Raw genomic sequence first — 26,720 nt, forward strand, 5'->3', positions numbered from 1 at the left:
AATCGGGTATATCCGTTATGTTTCGCACGGCACTGGCTGTGCTGTCATCGGTGTTCGGCACACGATGGCATACCCACATGATCTGGATAGCAGGAGCGGCAACGATGGCCAAGAGATTCACCGATGCGGAAAAAGCCAGGGCGGTCAAGAAGGTGGAAAAGGCCCGCGCCGAGGGAAAGTCGTTGAACGCGGCGTGCGAGGAAGTGGTGCAGAAGGCGGGCTGGCCGTCGGTGGGCGCGCTGACCAACTGGGTGAAGGCGGCCGAAGCGGCGAACTCGGCGCCCGCCGAGGAGACCGTCGCCGTCGAGGAGGCCCCGGCCCCCCGTAGGCGCGCCGCGAAGAAACCGCGCAAGCCGCGTCAGGCCACCACACGTAAGCGCGTCGCCTCGACCAACGGCTCCGCTCCCGAGAAGACCGCGGCCCCCGCCCCCGAGGCGCCGGTCGCCGCGACTCCGATCACGATCCCGGAACCCGTCACCGTCGACACCGCGACCGAGGCCACCGAGGCGTCCCCCGCCACGGACAAGCCCGCCGCCGAACTCGTCGCCGTGGCCAAGGCAGCACCCACCGTAACCCCGGCCGCGGACCCGGAATTCGGCCACCGCTCCCCCGACGATCTCGCCCTCGAGGTCCGGCGCCTACGCATCGCCCTCGAAGAACTGCACGGCGAGAACCGCGCCCTCAAAGACCTGGTGGGGATCTACGTTCGCCGGTGAACCCGACCAATACCCGGCGAACGCACTGAGCGTTCGCCGGGCCCGCGGCGCGTTCAGTTCGCTTCGGCGGACATGGCCCGGATGAGGGAGGCCGGGCGCATGTCGAGCCAGTGGGTTTCCACGTAGTCGAGGCAGGTTGTGCGGGGGGACGGGCCGTGGGCGATGGTCCAGCCGCCGGGGACGGTGGCGAAGGTGGGCCACAGGGAGTGTTCGCCTTCGTCGTTGATGAGGACGTAGAACGGGGCGTTGTCGTCGTCGAACGGGTTGGTCACGGTGGTGCCTTTCTCGATATGGCCGGTGCGGTTCATGGGCGGTCGTGGTCGGGGCGGCGGGTGGTGAGGACGTGGCCGATGCGGGCCAGTGCGGCATCGGTGGTCATCCGCCAGTGGGTGGTCTGGACGGCATGGTTGTGCACGGTGCCGTCGACGGCGTCGGACCAGGTGGCGGCGCCGGTGGCGCCGGTGGGGTCGTCGGCCGCGGCGGTGAAGTACACCAGCTCGCCTTTGTAGGGGCGGGGGTGGTAGCGGGCGATCAGACGCAGCGCATCGGCGCCGGAGTCCAGGATTCGGGTGAGCCGGTCGAGGCCGAAGGAGGCGAACGGTTCCGGGAGCCGGGACAGGTGGTCGGCCAGTTGGTCACGATCGAGTTCGGCGGTGCTCCGGTCGTCGAGCAGGCCGCCGAGCAGTTCGGCGACCGGGATCGGCGCCGAGGAATCGACGTCGATGAGCAGCGGGCTGTCCATCATGGCCAAGGTCGCCACGTGCTGGCCCTGGTCCTGCAACAGGACCGCGATGGCGTGGGCGAGCACACCGCCGAGTGACCAGCCGAGCAGATGGTAGGGGCCGTCGGGCTGCACCGCGCGGATCTCCCGGACGTAGCGCTGCGCCCATTCCTCGATCGAACCCGCCTGCGGTTCATCGGAATTCAGCGCGGGCGATTGGAGCCCGTACAGCGGACGGTCCGGTTCGATATGCGCGGCCAGTCCCGCGAACGACCAGGCCACACCGCCGACGGGGTGCACGCAGAACAGCGGTTCCCGTGAACCGCCGGGCCGTAGCGGCAGCAATACCTCGAACGCGGCATCGGCGTCGATCCGACCGCGACCAGCCCGGCGCTGTTCGATCTGGGCGACCACACCCGCCGGGGTGGGGGCAGAGAACAGCCATACGACCGGGATCTGTTCATCCAGTGCGGTACCGAGCTTCGCGGCCACACGGGTGGCCAGCAGGGAGTTGCCGCCGCGCTCGAAGAAGTTGTCATCGAGACCGATATCGGCGCGGGAACCGTCCCGAACAGCGGCTTCATCCGATCCCACGTCGAGCACTTCGGCGAAGATCGCGCAGACCGCACGTTCCAGCTCGGTGACCGGACCGCGGAATTCGCGCGTGCCCAGCTCCGGCCGCGGCAGAGCGTTGCGATCGACCTTCCCGTTGGCGGTCAACGGCAAAGCTGCCAACTGCCACAGCACCGCCGGAACCATGTAGCTGGGCAACCGCTCCGACAGCGCGGTCCGGAGAGCGGCTTCGGTGAGCGGCGCGACCGTAGTGAAATAACCGGCCAGCATAGCGTTCTCACCGCCGGTGCGGTGGGCGATGACGATGGCGTCCGCGATCTCGGGTCGAGAACGCAGGGCGTGCTCGATCTCGGCGAGTTCGATACGGTAACCGCCCACCTTGACCTGGAAGTCACGGCGCTCGACGTATTCGAGGTCGCCGCCGGTGTTCCAGCGCATCATATCGCCGGTGCGGTAGAGGCGGGCGCCGGGTGCGCCGAACGGGTCAGCGATGAAGCGCTCGGCGGTGAGGTCCGGGCGGGCGTGATAGCCGCGGGCCAGCTGCGCGCCACCGAGATACAGCTCGCCGATCACTCCGGCGGGAACCGGATGCAGGCGGTCGTCCAGCACGTACACCCGGTTGCCGGATTCGGGGGTGCCGATCGGCACGACCGGCTGCCCGGAGCCACGTTCGGTGCGGAACCTGGTCACCGATACCGCCGCCTCGGTGGGACCGTAGAGGTTGTCCACCCGCGCGGTGGTCTTCGCGGTGATCCGCGCGAGGGTCGCGGCGGGTAGTGCCGCACCGATCACCAGCAGCCTGCGCAGTGATGCGGGCAGCCGCCGGTCGCCCGCCGCCTCGGCCAGCATGGCCAGGAGCGACGGGACCACCGTCAGCGTGGTGACCGAGGTGAGGTCGAGCAGTCCGAGCAGCCGATGCGGATCGCGGTGCGCGCCCTGCGGTGCGAGCACGATGCGGGCTCCGGTGCGGGTGGCCCACCACAGTTCCCAGATCGACAGATCGAACGCGGCCGAGGTCAGGTGCAGGACCGAATCACCAACACCTAGGCCGTATTCGGTTTGCATCCAATCCAGCTGATGTGCGACGGCGGCGTGCGAGACCGCCACACCCTTCGGCGTGCCGGTGGAACCGGAGGTGAAGATGACGTAGGCGGTATTCGACGGCGTGAGCGGGGCCCGGCGCTCATGCGCGCGCACCGGCCCGGACTCGTCCGCGAGAGAGTCGACGGTGCGGATGTCGAGCACCGGCGGCTCCAGCGCGTCCGGCAGCGCCATCCGCGCACGCTCCGAGGTGAGCACCAGCGCGGGCGAGGCCGCCGCCAGCACCGCGGACGTACGATCCAGCGGATGCGCCGGGTCCAGCGGAACGTAGGCGCCGCCCGCGGTCACCACCGCGTACATGGCGACCAGCTGGTCGATGCTGCGTGGAATCGCCAACGCCACCAAGGTTTCCGGGCCGACACCGTGCCGGATCAGGACGCGGGCCAGCTGATTCACCCGTGCCCCGAACTCGCCGTAGGTGAGGCCGGCATCGGCGGCGAGCAGCGCGATCGACCGCGGCGTGCGCGCCACCTGCGATTCGAACGCCGTGGTGAGCAGTGCGGGAGCGAATTCGTGCTCGGCGTGGTTCCAGGTGCGCAGGACGCGTTCGGCCTCGGCCGGGTCAAGCAGCGTCAGATCGCCGACGGGCGCGTGCGGGGTCGCGCAGATCGCGGCGAGCAGGCGGTGCAGTCTGCCCGCGAACCCGGCGACGGTCGACTCGTCGAACAGTGCCGTGGCGTAGGTGAGCGAGGCCGCCATACCGGCGGGTGTTCCGTCGGCGTGGTAGCGGTCGGTCACCACCAGATGCAGATCGAACTGGGAGACCTCGGCATCGAAATCGGCTGCGGTGACAGTCAATCCGTCGAGGGCGAAATCGGCTTCCACCTGGTTGTGGAAGGAGAAACCGACCTGGAACAGCGGATGACGCGCGGTGGAGCGCTCCGGGTTGAGCACCTCCACCAGCCGTTCGAACGGTACGTCGGCATTGGCGAAGGCGGCGACATCGCCCGCGCGCACCCGATCCAGCAGTTCGGTGAATCCGGCGGCGGTATCGACCTCGGCGCGCAGGACGAGAGTGTTGACGAACATGCCGACGACCTCGTCGAGTTCGGCCTCTCCACGGCCCGCGACCGGCGTGCCGACCGCGATATCGGTCGTCCCCGACAGTCGGGCCAGCAGTACCGCGAACGCGGCGTGCACGACCATGAACAGGGTGGCGCCACCGTCGCGACCGAGTTCGGCGAGCCGGGTGTGCAGTGCGGCGTCGATGGTGAAATCGAGATGCCTGCCCTGCGTGGACACCACCACTGGGCGTGGCCGGTCGGCGGGCAGGGTGAGCTGGGCCGGGAGCCCGGCCAGCGCGTCGGTCCAGAAGTCGAGCTGGCGTGCGATCAGCGATTCGGCGTCGTCCTCGCTGCCGAGCAGTTCCCGCTGCCAGCGGCTGTAATCGGCGTACTGCACCGGCAGCGGCGCCCAGTCCGGTGCGGCGCCGCGCTTGCGGGCGGCGTAGGCGGCCATCACATCACGCGCCAGCGGCGCCAGCGAGGACCCGTCGGCGGCAATGTGATGCACCACCACCACGAGCACGTGCTCGTCCGGGCCAAGCGCCAGCAATCTGGCGCGGATCGGCACCGTATCGGTGACGTCGAAGCCGTCGCCGACGAAGTCGGCCACCGCGGCGGTGAGATCGTCGGCGGTGACCGCGATCGCCACCAGCACCGGTGTGCCCGCCCGCTCGATCGGCAGCACGATCTGCACCGGACCGGTCTGCCGCTGCGGATAGACGGTGCGCAGCACCTCGTGTCGTCGCACCACATCGGTGACGGCGGCATTGAGGGCGGCGATATCGAGGGCACCGGTCAGGCGCACGGCCAGCGGAATGTTGTAGGCGGTGGACTGGCGGTCGAGCCGGTTCAGGAACCACATGCGCTGTTGGGCGAGGGAGAGCGGGACGGGAGCGTCATCGGTGCGGCGAACGAGCGCAGGCCGTGCGGATTCTCCGGCACCTCGGGCGGTATCGAGGGCGGCGGCGAGTGCGGCGACGGTGGGGTGCTCGAATATCGTCCGCACCCCGACGGAGACGCCGAGCGCGCTCCCGAGTCGAGCGGCCAGCTGCGTCGCGGTGAGCGAATTTCCGCCGAGGGCGAAGAAATCGTCGTCCAGGCCGACAGCGGACGGCGAATGCCGGTCACCGGTCACGGGTGCGCCGTCGAGACCGAGTACCGCGGCGATGACGGCGGCGACCGTGTGTTCGGTCGACGTGACCGGTGCGCGGAACTCCGCCGTGCGAATCTCGGGCTCCGGCAGCGCCTTCCGGTCCAGTTTGCCCACCGGTGTCAGCGGCAGCTCGTCGAGGACCATGATGACGCTCGGCACCATGTAGGCGGTCAACGATTCGGCGGCGTGCGCAGTGAGATCCGCGGTGTCGATGGTGTGGCCGACCGCGGCGACGACATAGGACACCAGGGTGGTCGCCCCTGCGCTGTCGGTGTGGCCGACGGTGGCCGCGTATTCCACGCTCGGATGCGCGGCGAGCACCGCATCGATCTCACCGAGTTCGATGCGCAGTCCGCGCACCTTCACCTGCTGGTCGGAGCGGCCCACGTACTGGATGGCGCCGGATGCGGTCCAACGCACCAGATCGCCGGTGCGGTACAGCCTGCCACCGGCCGGGCCGTACGGGTCGGCGACGAACCGCTGCGCCGTCAGCGCCGCCCGCGCGTGATAGCCGCGGGCCAGACCGGGTCCGCGCAGATACAGCTCACCGGTGACGCCCACCGGCACCGGCTGCAACCGCGCATCGAGCACGACCCCGGACATGCCGTGGATCGGCGTGCCCATATCGAAGGGATCGCCGGGGCGCATGGGTGCGCTGATCGTGGTGATGATGGTCGTTTCGGTCGGGCCGTAGGTGTTGTGGAAGTGCCGCTCGCCGAAAGCCCAGCGCCGAACCACATCCGGGCCGAACGATTCGCCGCCGACGGTCAGTCGGACGAGGCAGTCGAGTTCGGTGCGATCGAGTGTCCGGAGGACCGCCGGGGTGAGGAAGGCGTGGCTCACCCGCTGATCCCGGATCAGGGCGGTCAGCTCGCTGCCGCCGTAGACACCGGGCGGTGCGATGACCAGTGTCGCGCCAGCGGCGAGCGCCAGCAGGAGTTCCAGCATGGACGCGTCGAAGCTGGGTGAGGCGACGTGCAGAATCCGCGAATCCGGGCCCACCTGATACCGATCACGTTGTGCGACGGCCACTCCGGCGATCCCGGTATGCGTGGCGACCACACCCTTCGGCACACCGGTCGAACCGGAGGTGTAGATCATCCAGGCCGGGTTGGCGACCCGCACCCGGCGCACCAGTTCGGTGGCGGCGATCGGCGCCGGACTCGAATGCCAGAGACGAGTCGCGGTGGCGGGCGCGTCCAGCACCAGCCATTCGACGCCGTCGGGCAGCGCCGGACGGGAGGCGAGGGTCGTGAGGCCGAGCGCGGCGCCGGAATCGCTCAACATATGGGCGATGCGGTCGGCCGGATAGGTCGGGTCGACTGGAACGAACGCGGCGCCGGTCTTGGCCACCGCCCAGACGGCGAGCATCGATTCGGCCGAACGGGGAACGGCGACGGCCACCACGTCTTCCGCGCCGATCCCCGCGGCGATGAGCAGGCGGGCAAGTCGCGAGGACTGCTCGTCCATCGCGCGATAGGTCAGCTCCCGCTCACCCGCGACGACCGCGATGGCATCGGGATCGGCCGCGACGGCGCCGGCGATGAGCTGGGCGAGGGTGCACGGCGGCACCGGTGCGGCACCACGGCGCGCGAGCAGTTGTGCGCGTTCGATGGGGGCGAGCAGTTCGACGGTGCCGATGGGTCGATCGGGCTCGGCGGTGAGCGCACCGAGCAGGCGACCGAATCGGCGTAGCAGACCGGCCGCGGTGGCGCGGTCGAACAGGTCGGTGGCGTAGTCGAGTTCGATGCCGAGGTGGCCGTCGTCATCGAGGTCGGCGGCGACGGTGAACTGGAGATCGAAACGCGCGACGGGTTCCTCGAACGGCACCGGCGTCAGGTCGAGGCCGGGGACCGAGAAGGTGTCACCGCCGGTGTTCAGGTAGTTGAGCGCGACGGTGAACAGCGGGTGCCTGGCCTGCGAGCGGTCGACACCGAGTTCGTCGACGACCTGGTCGAACGGCACCGTCGCATGGGCGAAGGCCGCCAGATCGACATCGCGAGTGTGCGCGAGGAGTTCGGCGAAGGACAGGTCGAGTTCGGGCCGGGTGCGCAGCACCAGGGTGTTGACGAACATGCCGACCAGATCGTCCAACGCCTCTGCCCCGCGTCCGGCGACCGGCGTCCCGATGGCGATATCGGTGCCACCCGAGAGCCGGGCCAGCAGCGCGGCGAGCGCGGCATGCAGCACCATGAACGGGGTGGCGTCGTGCGCGGCCGCGATCTCACGCACTCGCGCGCCGACACCGCCGCCGATCCGGGCCCGGACGCTGCTCCCCCGTGTGGAGGCGACGGCCGGACGCGGCCGGTCCATCGGCAACGCCAATTCTTCGGGCAGGTCACGCAAGGTTTCGGCCCAGTATGCGAGCTGCTCGGCCGCCACCGAATCCACCGCGTCGTGCTGCCACAGTGCGTAATCGGCGTACTGCACCGGTAGCCGCGGCCACATCGGCGCGCTGTCGAGCACTCGGGACAGGTAGGCGGCCAGCAGATCACGCAGCATCGGGTGCATGGAGTAGCCGTCGGCGGCGATATGGTGCACCACCGCGACGAGCACATGACTGCTGTCGTGCTCACGCAGCAGCACCGCGCGGATCGGCGCCTCGGCGGTGACGTCGAATCCCGCGCCGATGAAGGCGGCGATACGGTCCTCGACCGATCCGGTGAGCGATTCGACGGTGAGCCGCGACTGTGCGGATTCGACCGGCAGCACGACCTGATGGCCGGTGCCCGTGCCGTCGACGGGGTAGATCGTCCGCAGCACCTCGTGCCGGGCGACCACATCACCGAAGGCGGCTACGAGCGCGCCGGTGTCGAGTTCACCGCGGATGCGCATCGCCACCGGAATGTTGTGCGCCGCCGACGCCGGGTCGAGCCGGTTGAGGAACCACATGCCGCGCTGTACCGGCGCCAAGGGAATCCATTCCGGTCGTGGGCCCGCGACCAGGGCGATCACGTGTTCGTCGGCTTCGCCGAGGCGCGCGGCCAGCCCGTGCACCGTCGGCGCTTCGAACAGCAGCCGCACCGGCACCCGGCGACCGAGCCGCTCCCCGAGTCGCGCCAGCACCCTGGTGGCGGTGAGCGAGTTGCCGCCGAGGTCGAAGAAGCCGTCGTCGGCGCCGACCGGCCCGGTACCGAGCACGCTCTCGAAGGCCTCGGCCACCAGCCGTTCGGCCGTGGTCGTCGGGGCGCGATAGGCGGCGCGGTCGAAGACCGGATCGGGCAGGGCGGCACGGTCGAGTTTCCCGGAGGCGTTGAGCGGGAAGGCGTCCAGCACCATGATCGTCGACGGCAGCATGTACGAGGGCAGCGCGATGGCAGCGGCGCGCAACAGCTCGTCCTCGGGCACAGCGACACCCGGCAGGGTGGTCACATAGCCGACCAGATGCTCCTCGGTGACCCGCGCCGCGGCCTGCGCGACACCCGGCGCGGCCGCCAGCACGGCTTCGATCTCACCGAGTTCGATACGCTGACCGCGGAACTTCACCTGGAAATCGGTGCGGCCCAGATACACCAGTTCCGCGCCGGATGCGGTGTGCTCCCACCGCACCAGATCGCCGGTGCGGTACATCCGCTCGCCGGGTTCACCGAACGGGTTGGCGACGAACCGGTCGGCGGTAATGGCGGTCCGTCCGTGATATCCGCGCGCCAGCTGCGTACCCGCCAGGTACAGCTCCCCCGCGACACCGGGCAGCGTGGGCCGCAGTCGCGCGTCCAGCACGTAGACGCGGCTGTTCCATTCGGGGTTGCCGATCGGCATCACGGTGCGCTCGACCTCCCCGGTGACCTCGCGGTAGGTGATGCTGACCGCGGCCTCCGTCGGCCCGTACAGGTTGTGCACGGCCGCCGCGCTCACCGCGCCGAAGGCCCGCACCGTTTCGGCGGGCAGGGCCTCACCGATGACGAACACCATGCGCAGCGACCGCAGGGCGTCGGTGCGCCCGGCCGTCCCCACATGCGCGGCGAATACGCTGAGCATGGATGGCACGAAATCGGTGACGGTGACGCCGTATCCGCCGATCGCCTCGGCGAGGTAGCCGGGATCGCGATGTCCGTCCGGGGTGGCGAGCACGACCGTCGCGCCGACCCGCAGCGGCAGGAAATAGCCCCACAGCGAGACGTCGAAAGTGGTCGCGGTCTTCTGGAGGTACACATCGTCGCCGCCGAGCCGATACCGCGCCTGCATCCAGTTCATCTGGTTGACGATCGCGGCATGCGAAACCGCCACGCCCTTGGGCTTTCCGGTCGAACCGGATGTGAAGATCACATACGCCGGATGCTGCGGACGCAGCACAGCGGTGCGTTCGGCCGCCGCGATCGGTTCCTCGGATCGCCCATCGAGAGCGACGGTGTCGACGCAGATCATCGGCCCCTGGTAGCCGAGGTCGAGCTGATCACGTTCGGTGGTCAGCAGCGCGGCGGGCCGTGCGGTGTCGAGGATATGGGCGATGCGCTGGGCGGGATGATCGGGATCGATCGGCACATAGGCGCCGCCCGCCTTGAGCACCGCGTACATCGCGACCACCAGGTCGGTGGAGCGACGAATCGACAGCGCCACCAATGACTCCGGGCCGACACCGAGGGCGATGAGGTGGCGGGCCAGCCGGTTGGCGCGGCGGTCGAGTGCGCCATAGCCGAGGGTGCTGGTGGCGGTGCCGTCGTCGGGGACGTAGACGAGTGCCGGTTCCTCCGGTGTCGCCGTGGCCTGGGCCTCGAATTCGTCGAGCAGCAGTTCCGGGACGTAGGCGGTATGGGCCGAATCGTTCCATTCGGTGAGCACGCGATGGCGTTCGCCGGAGGTGAACAGGTCGATATCGCCGACGGCGCGGTCCGGCTCCCCGGTCACCGCGGTGAGCAGGCACAGCAGCCGGGTGCCGAAGCCGATCACGGTGTCGGTGTCGAAGAGGTCGGTGGCATAGCCGAAGCGGAGCTGCCGATCGCTGACGGTCAATTGCAGATCGAAGCGGATGGTTTCGTGGCCGGGATCGTCGTATTCGGTGATGGTGAGCCCGTCCAGCTCGAGCCGCACCGGCGCCAGGTTCTGGAAGAACAACGCGACCTGGAACAGCGGATGCCTGGCCTGCGAACGCGGCGGATCCAGCACCTCCACCAGCCGTTCGAACGGCAGCTCGGCGTGGGCGAAGGCGTCGAGATCACGTTCGCGGACCCGGTGCAGCAGCTCGGCGAAACCGGCGGCGGCGTCGACCTCGGTGCGCAGCACCACGGTATTGACGAACATGCCGACCAGATCGTCCAGTGCGGCGTCACCACGTCCGGCCACCGGTGCGCCGATCGCGATATCGGTGGTGCCGGACAGGCGGGCCAGCAGCACCGCGAACGCGGCGTGTACGACCATGAACGGGGTGGTGTCGGTGCGGGCGGCCAATGCGACGATCCGCGCGTGGAGTTCCTCGCTCATCCCGACCGTGATGCTCGCGCCGGTGTGCGAGGCGACCGCCGGTCGGGGCCGATCGGCGGGCAGGTCGAGCTGGGCGGGCAGCCCGCGCAGCGCCTGCTGCCAGTAGGCGAGCTGGGCGGCGGCCGGTGTCGCCGGATCGTTCTCGGCACCGAGCGTTTCCCGCTGCCACAGCGCGTAATCGGCGTACTGCACGGGCAGTTCGGTCCAGGCCGGTGCGGTACCGGCGGCGCGGGCCGCGTAGGCGGTGGCGATATCGCGGGCCAGCGGCGCCATCGAGAAGCCGTCGGCGGCGATATGGTGCACCACCAGGACGAGGACATGTTCGTCTTCGGAGAGTCGGGCCAGACCGATCCGCACCGGCACCGCGCTGGTCACATCGAACGGTGTGCCGACGAACTCGGCGATGGTTTCGGCTGCGCGCCGCGCATCGAGCGCGACGATGGGCGGCACCCGTGTCGGTTCGAGGACGCGCTGGCTGCCGACGCCGTCGACATCCGGGTAGACGGTGCGCAGGGTTTCATGCCTGCCCACCACATCGGCGATGGCGGCGGTCAGCGCATCGATGTCGAGGCTGCCGGTGAGGCGGATCGCGACCGGGATGTTGTTGACCGTCTCCTGCGGATCGAACCGGTTGAGGAACCACATGCGCTGCTGGGCGAGCGACAGCGGCACGGTCTCCGGGCGCGGTCTGCGGGTGAGTGCGGCCTTGCCGCCGGTGCCACGCAGCCGGGCGACGCGGGCGGCTAGCCCGGCCACCGTCGGCGCATCGAACAACGACCGCACCGGGATCTCGGCGTCCAGTTCGACGCCGAGCCGGGCCGCCACCCTGGTGGCGATGAGCGAGTTACCGCCGAGGGCGAAGAAATCGTCGTCGGCGCCGATCCGCTCGACGTCGAGCAGCTCACCGATGATGGTGGCGACGGTCTGCTCGATGCCAGCGGCGGGCGCACGGAAGGGTGCGGCGGTGAAGGCCGGTGCGGGCAGGGCGTTGCGGTCGAGTTTGCCAGCGGAATTGAGCGGCAGCTCGTCGAGGGTGACAAACGCGGCGGGCACCATATAGGCGGGTAGTTCGGCGGCGAGTGCTGCACGGATCGCGTCGATATCGACGCTTCCGGCGGGCACCAGATAGGCCACCAACTGATCGCCGAGGCGCTGATCCGACCGCACCACGACCGCCGCGCGGCCGACCGAATCCAGTTTCGTCAACGCCGCTTCGATCTCGCCGAGTTCGATGCGTAGACCGCGCAGCTTCACCTGGAAATCGGTGCGGCCCAGATATTCCACCTCGCCGTCGACACGCCTGCGCACGAGGTCGCCGGTGCGGTACATCCGCTCCCCCGGCGCGGCGTACGGATTCGCCACGAAGCGTTCTGCGGTCAGCGCCGGCCGCGCCACATAGCCCGAGGCCAGCTGGGCGCCGGACAGATACAGCTCACCCGCAATACCGGGCGCGACCCGACGCATCCGCGAATCCAGCACGAGCAGGCCGGTATTGAACACCGGACGGCCGATCGGCACGGACGCCTGATCGTCGTCGGTGACCGCGTGGAAGGTGACGTCGACGGCGGCCTCCGTCGGCCCGTAGAGGTTGTGTACCTCGGCGCCCGTCAGCTCGCGGGCCAGCTGGGCGGTCGCGGCGGGCAGGGCTTCACCCGAGGCGAACAGCAGGCGCAGCGGCTTCGTGTCCGCAGAGGCAACGTCGCGCCCAGCACCTGGCGCCTGTGCTTCCAGGAACACCGCGAGCATCGAGGGCACGAAATGCGCGACGGTGATCTGCTCATCGGCGATCAGGCGCGCCAGGTACGCGGGATCGCGGTGACCGTCGGGGCGGGCGAGGACGAGGTGGGCGCCGGTCTGCAACGGCCAGAAGAACTCCCACACCGACACGTCGAAGGTCGCGGGTGTCTTCTGCACCACGGTGTCGGCGGCGGTCAGGGTGTATTCGTCCTGCATCCACACCAGCCGGTTGACGATGGCGCGGTGCGGGACCGCGACGCCTTTGGGGCGGCCGGTCGAACCGGAGGTGAAGATGATGTAGGCGGTATTGCCGGGGGTGAGGGCGCCGATCCGGTCGGCGGGTGTCAGCGGATGTGAGGGATAGCCGGACAGGTCGAGGCGGTCGAGGCGGACCTGACGGGCGGCGCCCGCATCGAGGTCGAGGCCGGAGGTGAGCACACAGACCGGGCGCGCGGTGGTGAGCACGTATTCGGTGCGTTCGGCGGGGTGGTCCGGGTCGAGCGGCAGGTAGGCGGCGCCCGTGGCGACCACCGCGTACATGGCGGTGACCAGATCGAGCGATCGGCGCATACCGAGTGCCACCACCGATTCCGCGCCGACGCCTTGATCCACTAGCCAGCGGGACAGGCGGTGCACGCGCGCGGCGAACTCGGCGTAGGACAGGCTCGCGGAGGGATCGGTGTCGGCGAGACCGTCGAATGTGACGGCGGGTGCGTCCGGGGTACGGATGACCTGGGCTTCGAACAGCGAGACGAGCGTCGCTGCCGGATCGACCGGGTGCGTGGTGTCGTTCCAGTGGTCGAGTGCGGCCCGTTCGGTGTCGTCGAGCAGCTCGATCGCACCGACCGGCTGCTCCGGCGCGGTGACGACGGTCTCGAGCACACGCACGAAGCGGGCCGCGAACGATTGCGCCGTCGTCTGGTCGAACAGGTCGGTGGCATAACGCAATACACCGTGCAGGACGGTCGCATCGCCCTCGGCTCGTTCGCCGAGTTCGAGCGCCAAATCGAACTGGGCGACCCGATTGTCGATCGGGTACCCGGCGACCTCCAGGCCCGGCAACCGCAGGGTGGTGTCGTCGCGATGCTCGAAGGTCAGCAGGGTTTGCACGATCGGCGAATGCGCCTGGGAGCGGACCGGGTCCAGCTCTTCCACCAGCCGCTCGAACGGTAGTTCCGCGTTCGCGAAGGCACGCACATCGGTGGCGCGCACCTCGGCGAGCAGGTCGGTGAACGACCGATCGCCGTCCACCCTGGTCCGCAGTACCAGGGTGTTGACGAACATGCCGACCAGCTCGTCCAACGCTTCCTCGGCGCGCCCGGCGACGGGTGTGCCGATGGCGATATCGTCCACGCCCGCCAGCTGCCCGAGCAGCGTGGCATAGGCGGCGTGCACGACCATGAACGACGAAACACCATGTGCCCTGGCGAGTTCGGCGATCCGCGCGGTGAGCGCGGCGCCGATGCCGAATTCCACCGTCGCGCCGTGGCCGGAGGCCACCGCGGGCCTGGGACGGTCGGCGGGCAATTCCAGGACCGGTGCGAGGCCGGAGAGTTCGGTACGCCAGTGCGCGATCTGCGCGGACAGCTCCGATGCCGGATCGTCGGCGGAACCGAGTGCGGCGTGCTGCCACAGGGTGAAATCGACGTACTGCACCGGCAGCGGCGACCAGCCGGGCTCCGCGCCCGCGACGCGAGCGGAGTAGGCCGTCATCAGATCGCGAGCCAGGGGTGCGGTCGAGACTCCGTCGGCGGCAATGTGGTGGACCACCACCGCGAGCACATGGTCGTCCGGCGCAATACGCAACAGCGTCGCCCGCACCGGGATGCGGGTGCGCAGGTCGAAACCACCCGAGACGGCGGCGAGCACCGCGGCCTCGAGCTCGGTTTCGGACACGTCGATGGGGTGCACCGTCAGTTCACCGGCCGGAGCTTCGGCAAGTACCACCTGGGTGGGGCCTTCGGTGTCGGCGGGGAAGATCGTCCGCAATGATTCGTGCCTGTCCACCACATCCAGTAGCGCGGTGTGCAGTGCGGGCACGTTCAGATCGCCGGTGAGCCGGATGGTGATCGGTATGTTGTAGACGGCCGAATCCGGGTCGATGCGGTTGAGCAGCCACATCCGGGTCTGCGCCAGTGACAACGGGATACGCGCGGGTCGCTGGGCCGCAACCAATGCGGGACGAGCCGAAGCGCTCCCGGCCGCGATGCGAGCCGCGAGCCCAGCAACGGTCGGCGCTTCGAAGACCGCGCGCACGGTCAGTGCCGACCCGAACGCCGCATTGGCGCGTGCGACCAGCCGCATGGCCAGCAGTGAGTTACCGCCGCGGGCGAAGAAATCGTCATCGGCGCCGACGGGGGTCGTGGTGCCGATCAGGTCGGCGATCAATACGGCCAGCACCGATTCCACACCCGCACGGGGTGCGCGGAAGGCGGCTCCGGTGCCGGTGACCTGCACGGCGGGCAGCGCTTTACGGTCGAGCTTGCCCGCCGTGGTCAATGGCATCTCATCCAGCACCATCAGATGGGCGGGCACCATGTACGCCGGGAGCAGGTCGCGGATGCTGCCGAGGACTACGTCGGCCGAAACCCCGTCGCCGCTGACATAGCCGACGAGGCAGTCCTGACCCGACGTATCGCGGGCCGCGACGACCGCCGCGGCGCGTACCCCCGCCACCGACGTCAGCGCCGCCTCGATCTCACCCAACTCGATCCGCTGACCACGCAGCTTCACCTGGAAATCGTTGCGACCCAGGTACACCAGATCACCATTACGGTTCCACCGCACCAGATCGCCGGTGCGATACATCGTCCGGCCCGGCGCACCGAACGGATCGGCGACGAACCGTTCCGCGGTGAGCGCCGACCGGCCCTGATAGCCACGGGCCAACTGCTCACCGGCCAGATACAACTCACCGGTGACCCCGATCGGCACCGGCCGCAGACGAGCGTCCAGCACATAGGCGCGGGTGTTCCAGCAGGGTCGCCCGATCGCCACATCGCGATCGGATTCCGAGGACGGATCGGTGAACTCGTGGAACACCGCCGAGATGGCGGCCTCGGTGGGCCCGTAGGAGTTGTGCACGGCGCCGGGGAGGCCGTCGCGCAGTGCCGCAAGCAGATCCGGGGTCAGCGCCTCACCACCACAGTGCAGGTGGCGCAGCGCGCCGAGCGCGTCGCCCATCCCCTCACCGAGCAACGCGGCCAGCACCGAGGGCACGAACTCCGCGAAGGTGATGCCGTCCGCGCGGAGCAGTCCGGCCAGATAGTCGAGATCGAGATGGCCGCTCGGCCGCGCCACGGTCACCGGCGCACCCACCGTGATCGGCAGGAAGCACTCCCATACCGAGACATCGAAGGTCAGTGGAGCGCGCTGGAGCAGCCGGTCCCGTTCGGTGATCTCGTATTCGGACTCGAGCCAGCGCAGCTGGTTGGTGATCGCGCGATGCGAGATGGACACGCCCTTGGGGCGGCCGGTGGACCCGGAGGTGAACAGCACGTAGGCGGCATTGTCCGGGCGCAGCGGATGTGCGCGGTCGGCATCGGTGATCGGCGCATCGTCGAATCCGGACAGATCGAGAGTCGCGTAATCCAGGACGGGCACGGCCGATTCCGGTAGTCGCGCGCCGCCCACCTGCACGATCAGCAGCGGCGCGGCGGCATCGATGACATATGCGATGCGTTCGGCCGGATGATCGGGATCGATCGGCACATAGGCCGCGCCCGTGCGCATGATCGCGTACATGGCGACGAGCATGTCGACCGACCGCAGGGCGGCCAGCCCGACGATCCGCTCCGGTCCCGCCCCCTCCGCGATGAGCTTGCGGGCCAGCCGGTTCACCCGAGAGGCGAGATCGGCGTAGGTCAGCGTGACACCCTCGAACCGCACCGCGACGGCGTCCGGTGTCGCGGCGACACGGGCGGTGAACATGTCGTCCAAGGTCTCGACGGGCAACCGATGGTCGGTGGCATTGCATTCCGACAGCAGCAGAGCGCGTTCGGCCGCCGACATCAGCTCGATCTCACCGACGAGAACGTCGGGATCATCGACCAAGGCGTACAGCACCTGCTCGAATGCCGCCAGGAAGCGGGCAGCGGTGTCGGCGTCGAACAGGTCGAGGGCGTAGTGCAAGTGCACGTCGATGCCGTCGGCAGCGCCGTCGACGGTGTAGCGGTCGGTGAGCGTCCAGTCCAGATCGAGCTGGATCGGCGCCGCCTCGACCTCGAGGGCGCGGATACCGAGTCCGTCCAGATGGAAGTCGGGCTTGGTCTGGTTCTGCAAGGTCAATGCCACCTGATACAGCGGGGCATGGGCCTGCGAGCGCACCGGATTCACCGCGTCGACCAACTGCTCGAACGGGACGGCGGAATGGTCGAAAGCGGCCAGGTCCACCGCGCGGACCTGTGCGAGCAGTTCCGCGCTTGTCGTCTCGGGGTGCACCTCGGCGCGCAGTACGAGGGTATTGACGAACATGCCGACCAGATCGTCCAGCGCTTGGTCACCGCGACCGGCGACCGGCGTGCCGATCACGACGTCCGCGGTGTCGCCGAGCCGGGCCAGCAGCGTCGCCAACGCGGCGTGCAGAACCATGAACGGTGTAGCGCGATGTGCGGCGGCGAACTCCTGGATGCGCCGATGCAGCCCGGCATCGAGACGGCCGGTGAGTGCGCCGCCGCGTTGGGTGGCGATCGCGGGGCGCGGACGATCCGAGGGGAGGGTGAGGACCTCGGGCAGGCCCGCCAGCTGCTCGGTCCAATAGCCGAGCTGCTCGGCCAGCCGGGAATTCGGGTCGGCGGGATCACCGAGTGCGGCGCGCTGCCAGATCGCGAAATCGGCGTATTGGAGCGGCAGCGGCGCGAACGCCGGTGCCGAACCCGAGGAGCGAGCGAGGTAGGCCGCGGCGAGGTCGCGGGTCAGCGGGGCGAACGACCAGCCGTCGGCGGCGATGTGGTGGACGACGAACAGCAGCACATGGGTCTGCTCGGCACGAGGCTCGTCACCGCGGTGGGCCGAGCCCGGAGCCGTAGCGGTTGAGGCCGGGATGGTCGAGTCCGTGGCATCGACAGCAAGCGTGGACGATGGGCCTGCGCCTATCCCGGAGACTTCGTCGGCCATTCGCGCGATATCGAGAGCTTCTCCGGTCGGAGCAGCGGACGTGGCCGTGATCATCGCGTCACCCGCAGGTGCGGTGGCCGCCGAGGCGGAATCATTCACGACCCGTAGTAGCTCGATGCGGATCGGCACTTCACTGGTCACATCGAAACCCGATCGGGCGGCTGCGGCCACCAGGTCCGGCAGGTCGGTCCAGGTGATCGGCTGCGGAGCGAGTCGCGGGTACTGCGCGTCTGCGGGGAGGACCAGTTGTGCTGCGGTGCCGTCGTGTTCGGGATATATCGTGCGCAGGGTTTCGTGCCGGGCGATGACGTCGCCGATGGCCGCATGCAGTGCGGCGACGTCCAGCGCACCGGTCAGGAGCAGGGCGAACGGGATGTTGTAACCGGCGCTCGCGGCATCGAAGCGGTTGAGGAACCACATGCGCTGCTGGGCGATGGACAGCGGGATGGGCGCGGTGCGGTCCTGCGCGGTGAGCGGCAGTGCTGCCGAATCCGATGCGCCGACCTCGATCCGCCGGGCCAGTTCACGGACGGTCGGAGCGTCGAACACGGTGCGCACCGGGACCTGCGCGCCGGTCGCCTCGGCGAGCCGAGAGGCGAGCTGCGTCGCGATGAGCGAGTTCCCGCCGAGCGCGAAGAAGTCATCGCCCGCACCGGCCCGGTCCGCGCCGAGCAGCGCAGTGAAGGTTTCGGCCACAAGGGTTTCCATGGCCCCCTCGGGCGCGGTGAACTCGGTCGGCGCGAGGACCGGCGCGGGCAGCGCCTTGCGGTCCAGCTTGCCGGAGGCGTTCACCGGGAACGCGTCGAGCACCACGAAAGCGGTCGGGATCATGTAGCCGGGCAGGGCGCGGGCCAGGTCGGCACGCACGGCGTCGATATCGATCACACCGTCGGGCACCAGGTACGCGACCAGTTGCGCGCCGGTGCCGTGATCGTCGCGCACCAGAACCACGGCCTGCGCCACCGGCGGCAGCGCTAGCAACGCTGACTCGATCTCGCCCAATTCGATGCGCAGCCCGCGCACCTTCACCTGGAAGTCGGTGCGGCCGAGGAAGATCAACTCGCCCGCGGCGTGCCCGTCCGCCATGGCATCGCTTGGCGAGGCGGTCCATCGCACCAGGTCGCCGGTGCGGTACATGCGAGTGCCCGGCGCGCCGAACGGATTGGCGACGAACCGGTCACCGGTCAGATCGGGGCGGCCGAGATACCCGTGCGCGAGCTGAGCACCCGCCAGATACAACTCGCCCGGCACACCGGCCGGTACCGGACGCAGCCGCGTATCGAGGACGTAGACCTGGCTGTTCCACACCGGACCGCCGATCGGCAGCACCGTCTCGTCGTCACGCACCTCGTGCGCGGTGATCTCGACCGCCGTTTCGGTGGGGCCGTACATGTTGTGCACGCGGGCACCGGTCAACGCGCGAGCCCGGTGTGCGACAGCGGCGGGCAGCGCCTCACCCGAGCAGAAGATATGACGCAACGCGGGAAGGTCGGTCTGCTCCTCGGCGACGAAAGCCGCGAGCATGGACGGGACGAAATGCGCGGCGGTGATCGCCTCGCGGCGGATGAGCCCGGCCAGATAGGCCGGATCGCGATGACCGTCCGGTGCGGCCAGAACCAGCCGCGCGCCGACCTGCAACGGCCAGAAGAACTCCGGCACCGACACATCGAATGTGGCGGGAGTCTTCTGCATGACCGCATCGCTGCCGTCGAGCGCGACATGCGCCGACTGCATCCAGCGCAACCGGTTGACGATGGCGCCGTGACTCATCGCCACACCCTTGGGGCGGCCGGTGGAGCCGGACGTGAACAGCACGTACGCGGTATTCGACGCCCGCAGCGGAGCGCGGCGGTCGGCATCGGTCACCGGCGCGGACGAGTACTCCGCCAGATCCAGCTCATCGATGCGGATCTGCTCCACGGCCACATCCAGATCCGCGCCGGAGGTGAGGACGCACAGCGGTGCCGCCGTATCGAGGATGTGGGTGGTGCGTTCCGCCGGATGATCCGGGTCCAGTGGCACATACCCACCACCGGCCACGGTCACCGCATACATGCCGACCACCAGGTCGACCGAACGACGCATTCCCAGCGCCACCAGCGTCTCCGGGCCGGCACCCGCCTCGATCAACCGCCGTGCGAGGCGGTTCACCCGTGCCGCGAATTCGCCGTATGACAGCGTCTCCGAGTGCGCCGGTGCGTGGTGATGGTCAGACGACCGATGAGCCGGTATCTCGGAGCGATTCAGTGCGGGAGAGCTACCGGGAGACGAGTCGGCCATGCCGGAGCGATCACCGGGCACTGGATCGGCCGACAACTCGAAGCGACTCGGTGCGAAACGGCTACCGGAAGGCGGGTCGGCCAGCACGCCGGGTTGACCTGATGCCGGGCCATCACCGGACACCGGATCAGCCGACAACTCTGAGCGGCTCGATGAGACTTGGTGGGGCGACAGGTGGGACGGAATCGCCGAACAGCGCGCACGATCAGGCGACGGGGCGGCCAGGGGCGGCCCGTCGAAAGTGACCGCAGGTGCGTCCGGTGTGCGGGCGACCTGCGCCGCGAACAGACCGGCGAGCGTCTCGTCGGCGGGCAGCGGGTGGGTGGTGTCGTTCCAGGTGTCGAGCAGTGTGCGGCGTTCGGTGGGGTCGAGCAGTTCGATTTCGCCGACCGGGGTGTCCGGGGCACTGGCGACCGCTGCCAGCACACGTAGGAAACGCTGGGTGAGTGATTCGACGGTGGTGGCGTCGAACAGGTCGGTGGCGTAGCGCAGGCTGCCGGTCAACACGGAATCACCGGTATCGCCGAGCACCAGGTGCAGATCGAATTTGACCGTCTCGTCCGCGATATCGACCGGCTCGATGCGCAATCCTGGCAGCTCCAGTGCCAGCGGGCCGCGCTGTTCGGCGAAGCTCAGCATCACCTGGAACAGCGGATGCGCGCCGGTGGTCCGGTCCACGGCCATGGTGTCGACCAGCTGCTCGAACGGCAGTTCGGCATTGGCGAAGGCCGCGAGATCGGCGTCACGGACCGCGCCGAGCAGTTCGGTGAACGTGGCGTCGGGGCGCACCTCGCTGCGCAGCACCACGGTATTGACGAACATGCCGATGAGCCCGTCCAGCTCGCGTTCGCCACGACCACCGACGGGTGTGCCGATCACGATGTCGGTGGTGGCGCTCATCCGCGCCAAGGTCGCCGCGAGGGCCGCGTGCACCACCATGAACAGCGACGCGCCGCCGCGTCGCGCCAACACACGCAGACCAGTGGCGGTCTCGGCCGCGACCGTGAAATCGACGGCGGCACCGCTCTGGGACGGACGCACCGGACGCGGCCGGTCGGCGGGCAGGGCCAGGTCGGCGGGAAGGCCGTCGAGCACCGCATGCCAGAACCGGAGCTGCTGGTTGGCCAGGTCGCCGGGATGGTCGGCGGCGCCGAGGAGTTCGCGCTGCCACAGGCTGTAGTCGGCGTACTGCACCGCGAGCGCGGGCAGTTCCGGCGGGGTGTTTGTGCTGCGGGCGCGGTAGGCGGTGATCAGGTCGCCGACCAGCGGTGTCAGCGACAGTGCGTCGGCGGCGATATGGTGCACCACGAAGACCAGCAGATGTTCGTCGCTGCCGTCGATGCTCAGCAGCGCGACCCTTGCGGGCAGTTCGGTGGTCACGTCGAATCCACCGCCCGCGATGGCGGCCACCGCGGCGTCGGCCTCCGCTGCTCGCACCCGCACCGGGTTCAGTCCGAATCCGATCGCGTCGGCGGCCAGGATCGACTGGTACGGCCCCGTCTCGGTCTCCGGGTACAGCGTGCGCAACGATTCGTGCCTGCGCAGCACATCGAGCACGGCCAGTTCCATGGCTCGCGGATCAAGTATTCCGGTCAACCGCAACACCACGGGCAAGTTGTAGACACCGGTAGACGCCGCGTCTTCGTCCTGACTTTCCAGCCGGTTCAAGAACCACAACCGCTGCTGAGCGGGGGCGAGCGGGATCAGATCGGGGCGCTCGCGGCGGGCCAGCGCCGGTCGAGGCATGGCCTCGGCGCGCAGTCCCGCCACCGCGGCCGCGAATCCGGCGACGGTCGGCGCATCGAACAGGGCACGCACCGGGACGCGGATACCCGCCACCGCCCCGGCCCGCGCGGTCACCTGCGTGGCGTCGAGAGAACTGCCGCCGAGGGCGAAGAAGTCGTCGTCGAGTCCGACCCGATCCAGGCGCAGGACCTCCGCGAAGACGTCGGCGACCAGGCGTTGGTCGGCATCGACGGGCGCGCGGAACCGGACGGTGCGTAGTTCGGGCACGGGTAGCGCCTTGCGGTCCAGCTTGCCGCTGGTATTGAGCGGGAATTCCGTCAGCTCGACCACCGCGGTCGGCACCATATACGCCGGAAGCCGCTGCGACAGCGACTCTCTCAGCATCTCGACATCGAGGTCGGCGCCGATCGCCCGGATGACGTAACCCGTCAGGAAATCACCATCGGTCCCGGTGATCAACCGCGCGGCCGCCTGACCCACGCGCGGATCGTCGAGCAGCGCCGTCTCGATCTCGGCCAGTTCGATGCGCTGCCCACGGAACTTCACCTGGAAGTCGGTGCGGCCCAGATAGACCAGTTCACCGTCGGCGGTCCAGCGCACCAGATCACCGGTCCGGTACATCCGTGCGCCATCGAATCCGAACGGGTTGGCCACGAAGCGGTCCGAGGTGAGATCGACCCGCCGGTGGTAGCCGCGCGCCAGCTGGTCACCGGCCAGATACAGCTCGCCCGGCACACCGATCGGCACCGGTCTCAGCCGCGAATCCAGCACGTAGACCTGCGAATTCCATTCCGGCTCGCCGATCGGCACGAGTGGGCCGTCCGCCTCGGTGACCTCGCGATAGGTGATCGACACCGCCGCCTCGGTCGGGCCGTACAGGTTGTGCAGACCGGCGTCGCTCACCGCGTGGAATGCCGCCACCGTCTCCGGCGGCAGCGCCTCACCGATGACGAAGACATCACGCAACGAGACCAGTTCCTCGTCACGCGCGTGCGCGGCGAACACCGTCAGCATGGACGGTACGAAATCGGTCAGGGTCACGCCGTGACGCGCGATCGTCTCGGCGATATAGCGCGGATCGCGATGACCGTCGGGCGCGGCGAGCACGAGAGTGGCGCCGGTACGCAACGGCAGGAAATAGCCCCACAGCGAAACATCGAAGGTGGTCGCGGTCTTCTGGAGGTACACATCACCGGTACGGGGCCGGTATTCGTCGGCCATCCACGCCAGCTGGTTGGCGATGGCACGGTGCGTGACCGCGACGCCCTTGGGTTTGCCGGTCGAACCGGAGGTGAAGATCACGTACGCGGGATGATCGGGATGCAGCGGCGTGCGCCGTTCGGTGTCCGCGATCGACGTGGTCGACAGCTCCGACAGGTCCACGGCATCCAGCAGATGCACCGGTGCCTCGGTGGCCGCGGCGAAACCCGCTGCCCGCGTGCTCAACACACAGTGCGGCGCTGCCGTATCGAGGATGTGCCCGATGCGCTCGACCGGATGTGCGGGGTCCACCGGCACATAGGCTCCACCCGCCCGCGATACCGCATACATGGCCACGACCAGCTCCACCGATCGCGGCATGGCCAGTACCACCAGCGACTCCGGGCCGACCCCGGTCCGGATGAGGAATCGGGCCAGTCGGTTGACGCGCTCGGACAGCTCGGTATAGGTCAGCTCCACGGGCACCGGGTCCTCGGCCACCAGCGCGAGCGCCCGCGGGGTGCGCCGGACCTGCGCGTCGAAACCCTCGTGCAGAAACCTGTCGGTCACTCGGTGGCCGCTGGCATTCCAGCTCGCGGTGACGTAGTCGAGTTCACCGGCGTCCAGTAGATCGATATCGCCGACCACGGTGGTGGGGTCGGCGACGGCCGCGCGCAGCAGGCGCAGGAACTTCGCGCCGAACTCACGCACCGTCGGTGCGTCGAACAGATCTGTGGCGTAGGTGAATTCGGCGCGATAGCCCTCGGCGGCATCGGAGACGGTGAGTTGCAGGTCGAACTTGGCGAAATCGGCGCCGAAGTCCACGGTCTCGGCGGTCAGACCGGGCAGCTCCAGCGCGACCGGGCCGAGGTTCTGCATGAACAGCGCCACCTGGAACAGCGGATGATGCGCCTGCGAACGCACCGGATCGAGGACCTCGACCAAACGCTCGAAAGGCAGTTCGGCGTGCGCGAAGGCCGCCAGATCGGTGTCCTTGACCGTCTCGAGCAGAGTCGTGAACGAGGCACCGGTATCGATCGGGGTACGCAGCACGAGCGTGTTGACGAACATGCCGATGAGCGCGTCGAGTTCACGTTCACCGCGACCGGCGACCGGTGTGCCGATCGTGACGTCATCGGTGGCGGCCAACCGCGCCAGCAGCACCGCGAACGCCGCGTGCACCACCATGAACTCCGACGCGCCCGTCTGCTGGGCGATGGCGCCGAGGCGCGCATGGGTGCGCGCGTCGATCTCGAAGTCGTAGACCGCGCCGCGACCGGAGGCGATCGCGGGCCGTGGCCGGTCGGCGGGCAGCTCGATCCGATCCGGGACGCCGGCGAGTGCGTCGCGCCAGAAGCGGATCTGGGTGGCGGCGGGCGAATCGGGATCGTCCTCGGACCCGAGCACCTCGCGCTGCCACAGCGTGTAATCGGCGTACTGCACCGCCAGCGGCGCCCATGAGGGTCGCGCGCCGTTGCGCCGGGACAGGAACGCCGACAGCAGATCCCGCATGAACGGCGCCACCGAGGCGCCGTCGGCGGCGATATGGTGCACCACCACCGCGATGACGTGGTCGCCCGGCCCCACCTCGGCCAGCGCCATCCGCAACGGCACCTCGGCCGCCACATCGAATCCGGTCAGCGCGAGCTGCCCGAGCCAGTCCGGCAGTTCGGCCTCCGGCACCGGTTTCGGCGCCAGATCGGGCACCACCTCGGCGGCGGGCACGATGACCTGATAGCCGGTGCCGTCGATGGCCGGATACACCGTGCGCAGGGTTTCGTGCCGTTCGATGACATCGGTGACGGCGGCGTGCAGGGCGGCCACATCGAGCATGCCGCTCAGCCGCACCGCGAAGGGAATGTTGTTGGCGGCCGAGGCGGTGTCGAACTGGTTGAGGAACCACATCCGCTGCTGTGCCAGCGAGAGCGGGATGTGGTCGGGGCGCGGCATCGGGGTCAGTGCCCGGCGCCCGCCCGCACCCTTCAGCGGTTCCAGCTTCGCGGCCAGACCCGCAACGGTCGGGGCTTCGAAGATCAGCCGGGCGGGCACCCGTGCGCCCACCGCTTCGCCGAGACGCGCGGCGACCCGGGTGGCGATGAGCGAGTTGCCGCCGAGTTCGAAGAAATCGTCGTCGGCGCCGACGGGTTCACCGCTGCCGAGCAGATCGCCGAAGACCTCGGCGACGGCTTCCTCCAACGGCCCGGACGGCGCGCGGAACACCCTGGTCTGCAATTGCGGTTCCGGCAGCGCGCGCCGATCCAGTTTGCCGACCGGGGTCAGCGGGATCCGGTCGAGCACGGTGATCGCGGTCGGCACCATATGCGCGGGCAGGCTGCGTTCGGCGAACGCGTCGAGGGCCGCGACATCGATGACGGCGCCCGGCGCGGCATGCACATAGGAGGCGAGGATGATCGCGCCGCTGTCGAGCCGGTGCCCGATCGTCACCGCGAAGTCGACGCTGTCGTGTCCGGCCAGCACCGCGTCGATCTCACCGAGTTCGATGCGGAAACCGCGGATCTTGACCTGGAAGTCATTGCGCCCCAGGTACTCCAGGGAGCCTTCCGGTGTCACGCGCACCAGGTCGCCAGTGCGGTAGAGCCGGGCCCCGCTCGGATCGAAGGGGTTGGCGACGAAGCGGGCCGCCGTCAACGCGGGCCGATCGTGATAGCCGCGCGCCACCTGGGCGCCCGCGATGTACAGCTCGCCCGCCACGCCGTCCGGCACCGGGGTGAGACGTTCGTCGAGCACATGCTCGGTGATGGCGCGGATCGGCCCGCCGATGGTCACCGGTTCGCCCGGCACCAGTGGCGCGCTGATATTGGTCATGATCGTGGTCTCGGTAGGACCGTAGCCGTTGAAGAATTCCCTGGTCCGGCCGTCGGAGATGGGCAGAACCCAGCGCCGCACCAGCTCCGGTGGGCAGGCCTCACCACCGGCGACGACCACTCGCAGTTCGTCCACACCGGCCGGATCCACCGACGCCAGCGCGGCCGGGGTGATGAACGCATGCGTCACGCCTTCGCGGCGCAGTAGCGCGGCGAGTTCGTCGCCGCCGTACACCGTCGGCGCGACCACCACCATGGTGGCCGGACCGCCCAGCGCCAGCAGCAGTTCGAGCACCGATGCGTCGAACGACGGTGAGGCGAAGTGCAGGGTGCGCGAATCGGGCGTCACCCGATAGCGTTCGCGCTGCTCATCACAGAAACTCGACAGCCCGGCCTGGGTGACGACCACGCCCTTCGGCTTACCGGTGGAACCCGAGGTGTAGATGACGTAGGCCGGATGTTCGGCGCGCAACGGGCGCACCCGGTCGGTGTAGCTGACCGGATCGGCCGGATAGTTCTCCAGCGCGTGCGCCGTCTCGGCGGTGTCGATGAGCAGCCATTCCACCCGATCCGGCAGATCGGCGCGGACCTCGGCGACGGTCAGCCCGAACACGGCGCCGGAATCGGTGACCATGTGCTCGACGCGGTCGGCGGGATAGTTCGGGTCGACCGGGACGAATCCGGCGCCGGTCTTGGCCACCGCCCATACCGCGATCACCGATTCGAGCGACCGCGGGATGCCGACCGCGACCAGATCTTCCGGCCCGATTCCGCGGGCGATCAGCAGATGGGCGAGTCGCGTGGACCGATCATCGAGTTCGGCATAGGTGAGACTGCCGAGGGTGGTGGTGGCGTCGGCGAAGGTGACCGCGAGACCACCCGGATTCGCCTCGACAGCGGTGGCGAGCAGTTGCGGCAGGGTGGTGACCCGCGGACGCCGGATACGGGTGGGGCGAACTCGTGCCGAGCGCTGACCGGTCATGCCGGCATCGTCCCCCGGACCTCGCCGCGCCACTGCCCACCCACCGGTTTCATGTAGCTGCCTCACCCTGCCTGTCGTCGTGTCCTCGGCCCGTACCGATCGACGGAGTACGCCGTCATCACTGCATCGAGTGGGCGTGTGCCGATCGT

3 protein-coding genes are annotated in these 26,720 nt (G+C 69.2%); 1 reads left to right on the top strand and 2 read right to left on the bottom strand.

Annotation, left to right across the window (positions count from 1 at the left end; genetic code table 11):
* Window positions 1-104 precede the first annotated feature (104 nt).
* Entirely contained in the window at window positions 105-716 is a 612-nt protein-coding gene (locus QH168_RS16620) for a hypothetical protein (protein WP_280235566.1), read from the top strand.
* A 53-nt stretch (window positions 717-769) separates the two neighbouring features.
* Here the strand turns inward: QH168_RS16620 and QH168_RS16625 are convergent, their stop codons facing one another.
* Window positions 770-988 (bottom strand): MbtH family protein, encoded by a 219-nt coding sequence (locus QH168_RS16625; protein ID WP_280235569.1) that lies wholly within the window; start codon window positions 986-988, stop codon window positions 770-772.
* Between the two features lie 32 nt (window positions 989-1,020).
* A complete protein-coding gene (locus QH168_RS16630) occupies window positions 1,021-26,604 on the bottom strand; it encodes a non-ribosomal peptide synthase/polyketide synthase (RefSeq protein WP_432421114.1) in 25,584 nt (8,527 codons plus the stop codon).
* Window positions 26,605-26,720 lie beyond the last annotated feature (116 nt).

The sequence above is a fragment of the Nocardia cyriacigeorgica genome (assembly GCF_029868385.1).
In the GTDB taxonomy this organism is placed as follows: Bacteria; Actinomycetota; Actinomycetes; order Mycobacteriales; family Mycobacteriaceae; genus Nocardia; species Nocardia cyriacigeorgica_F.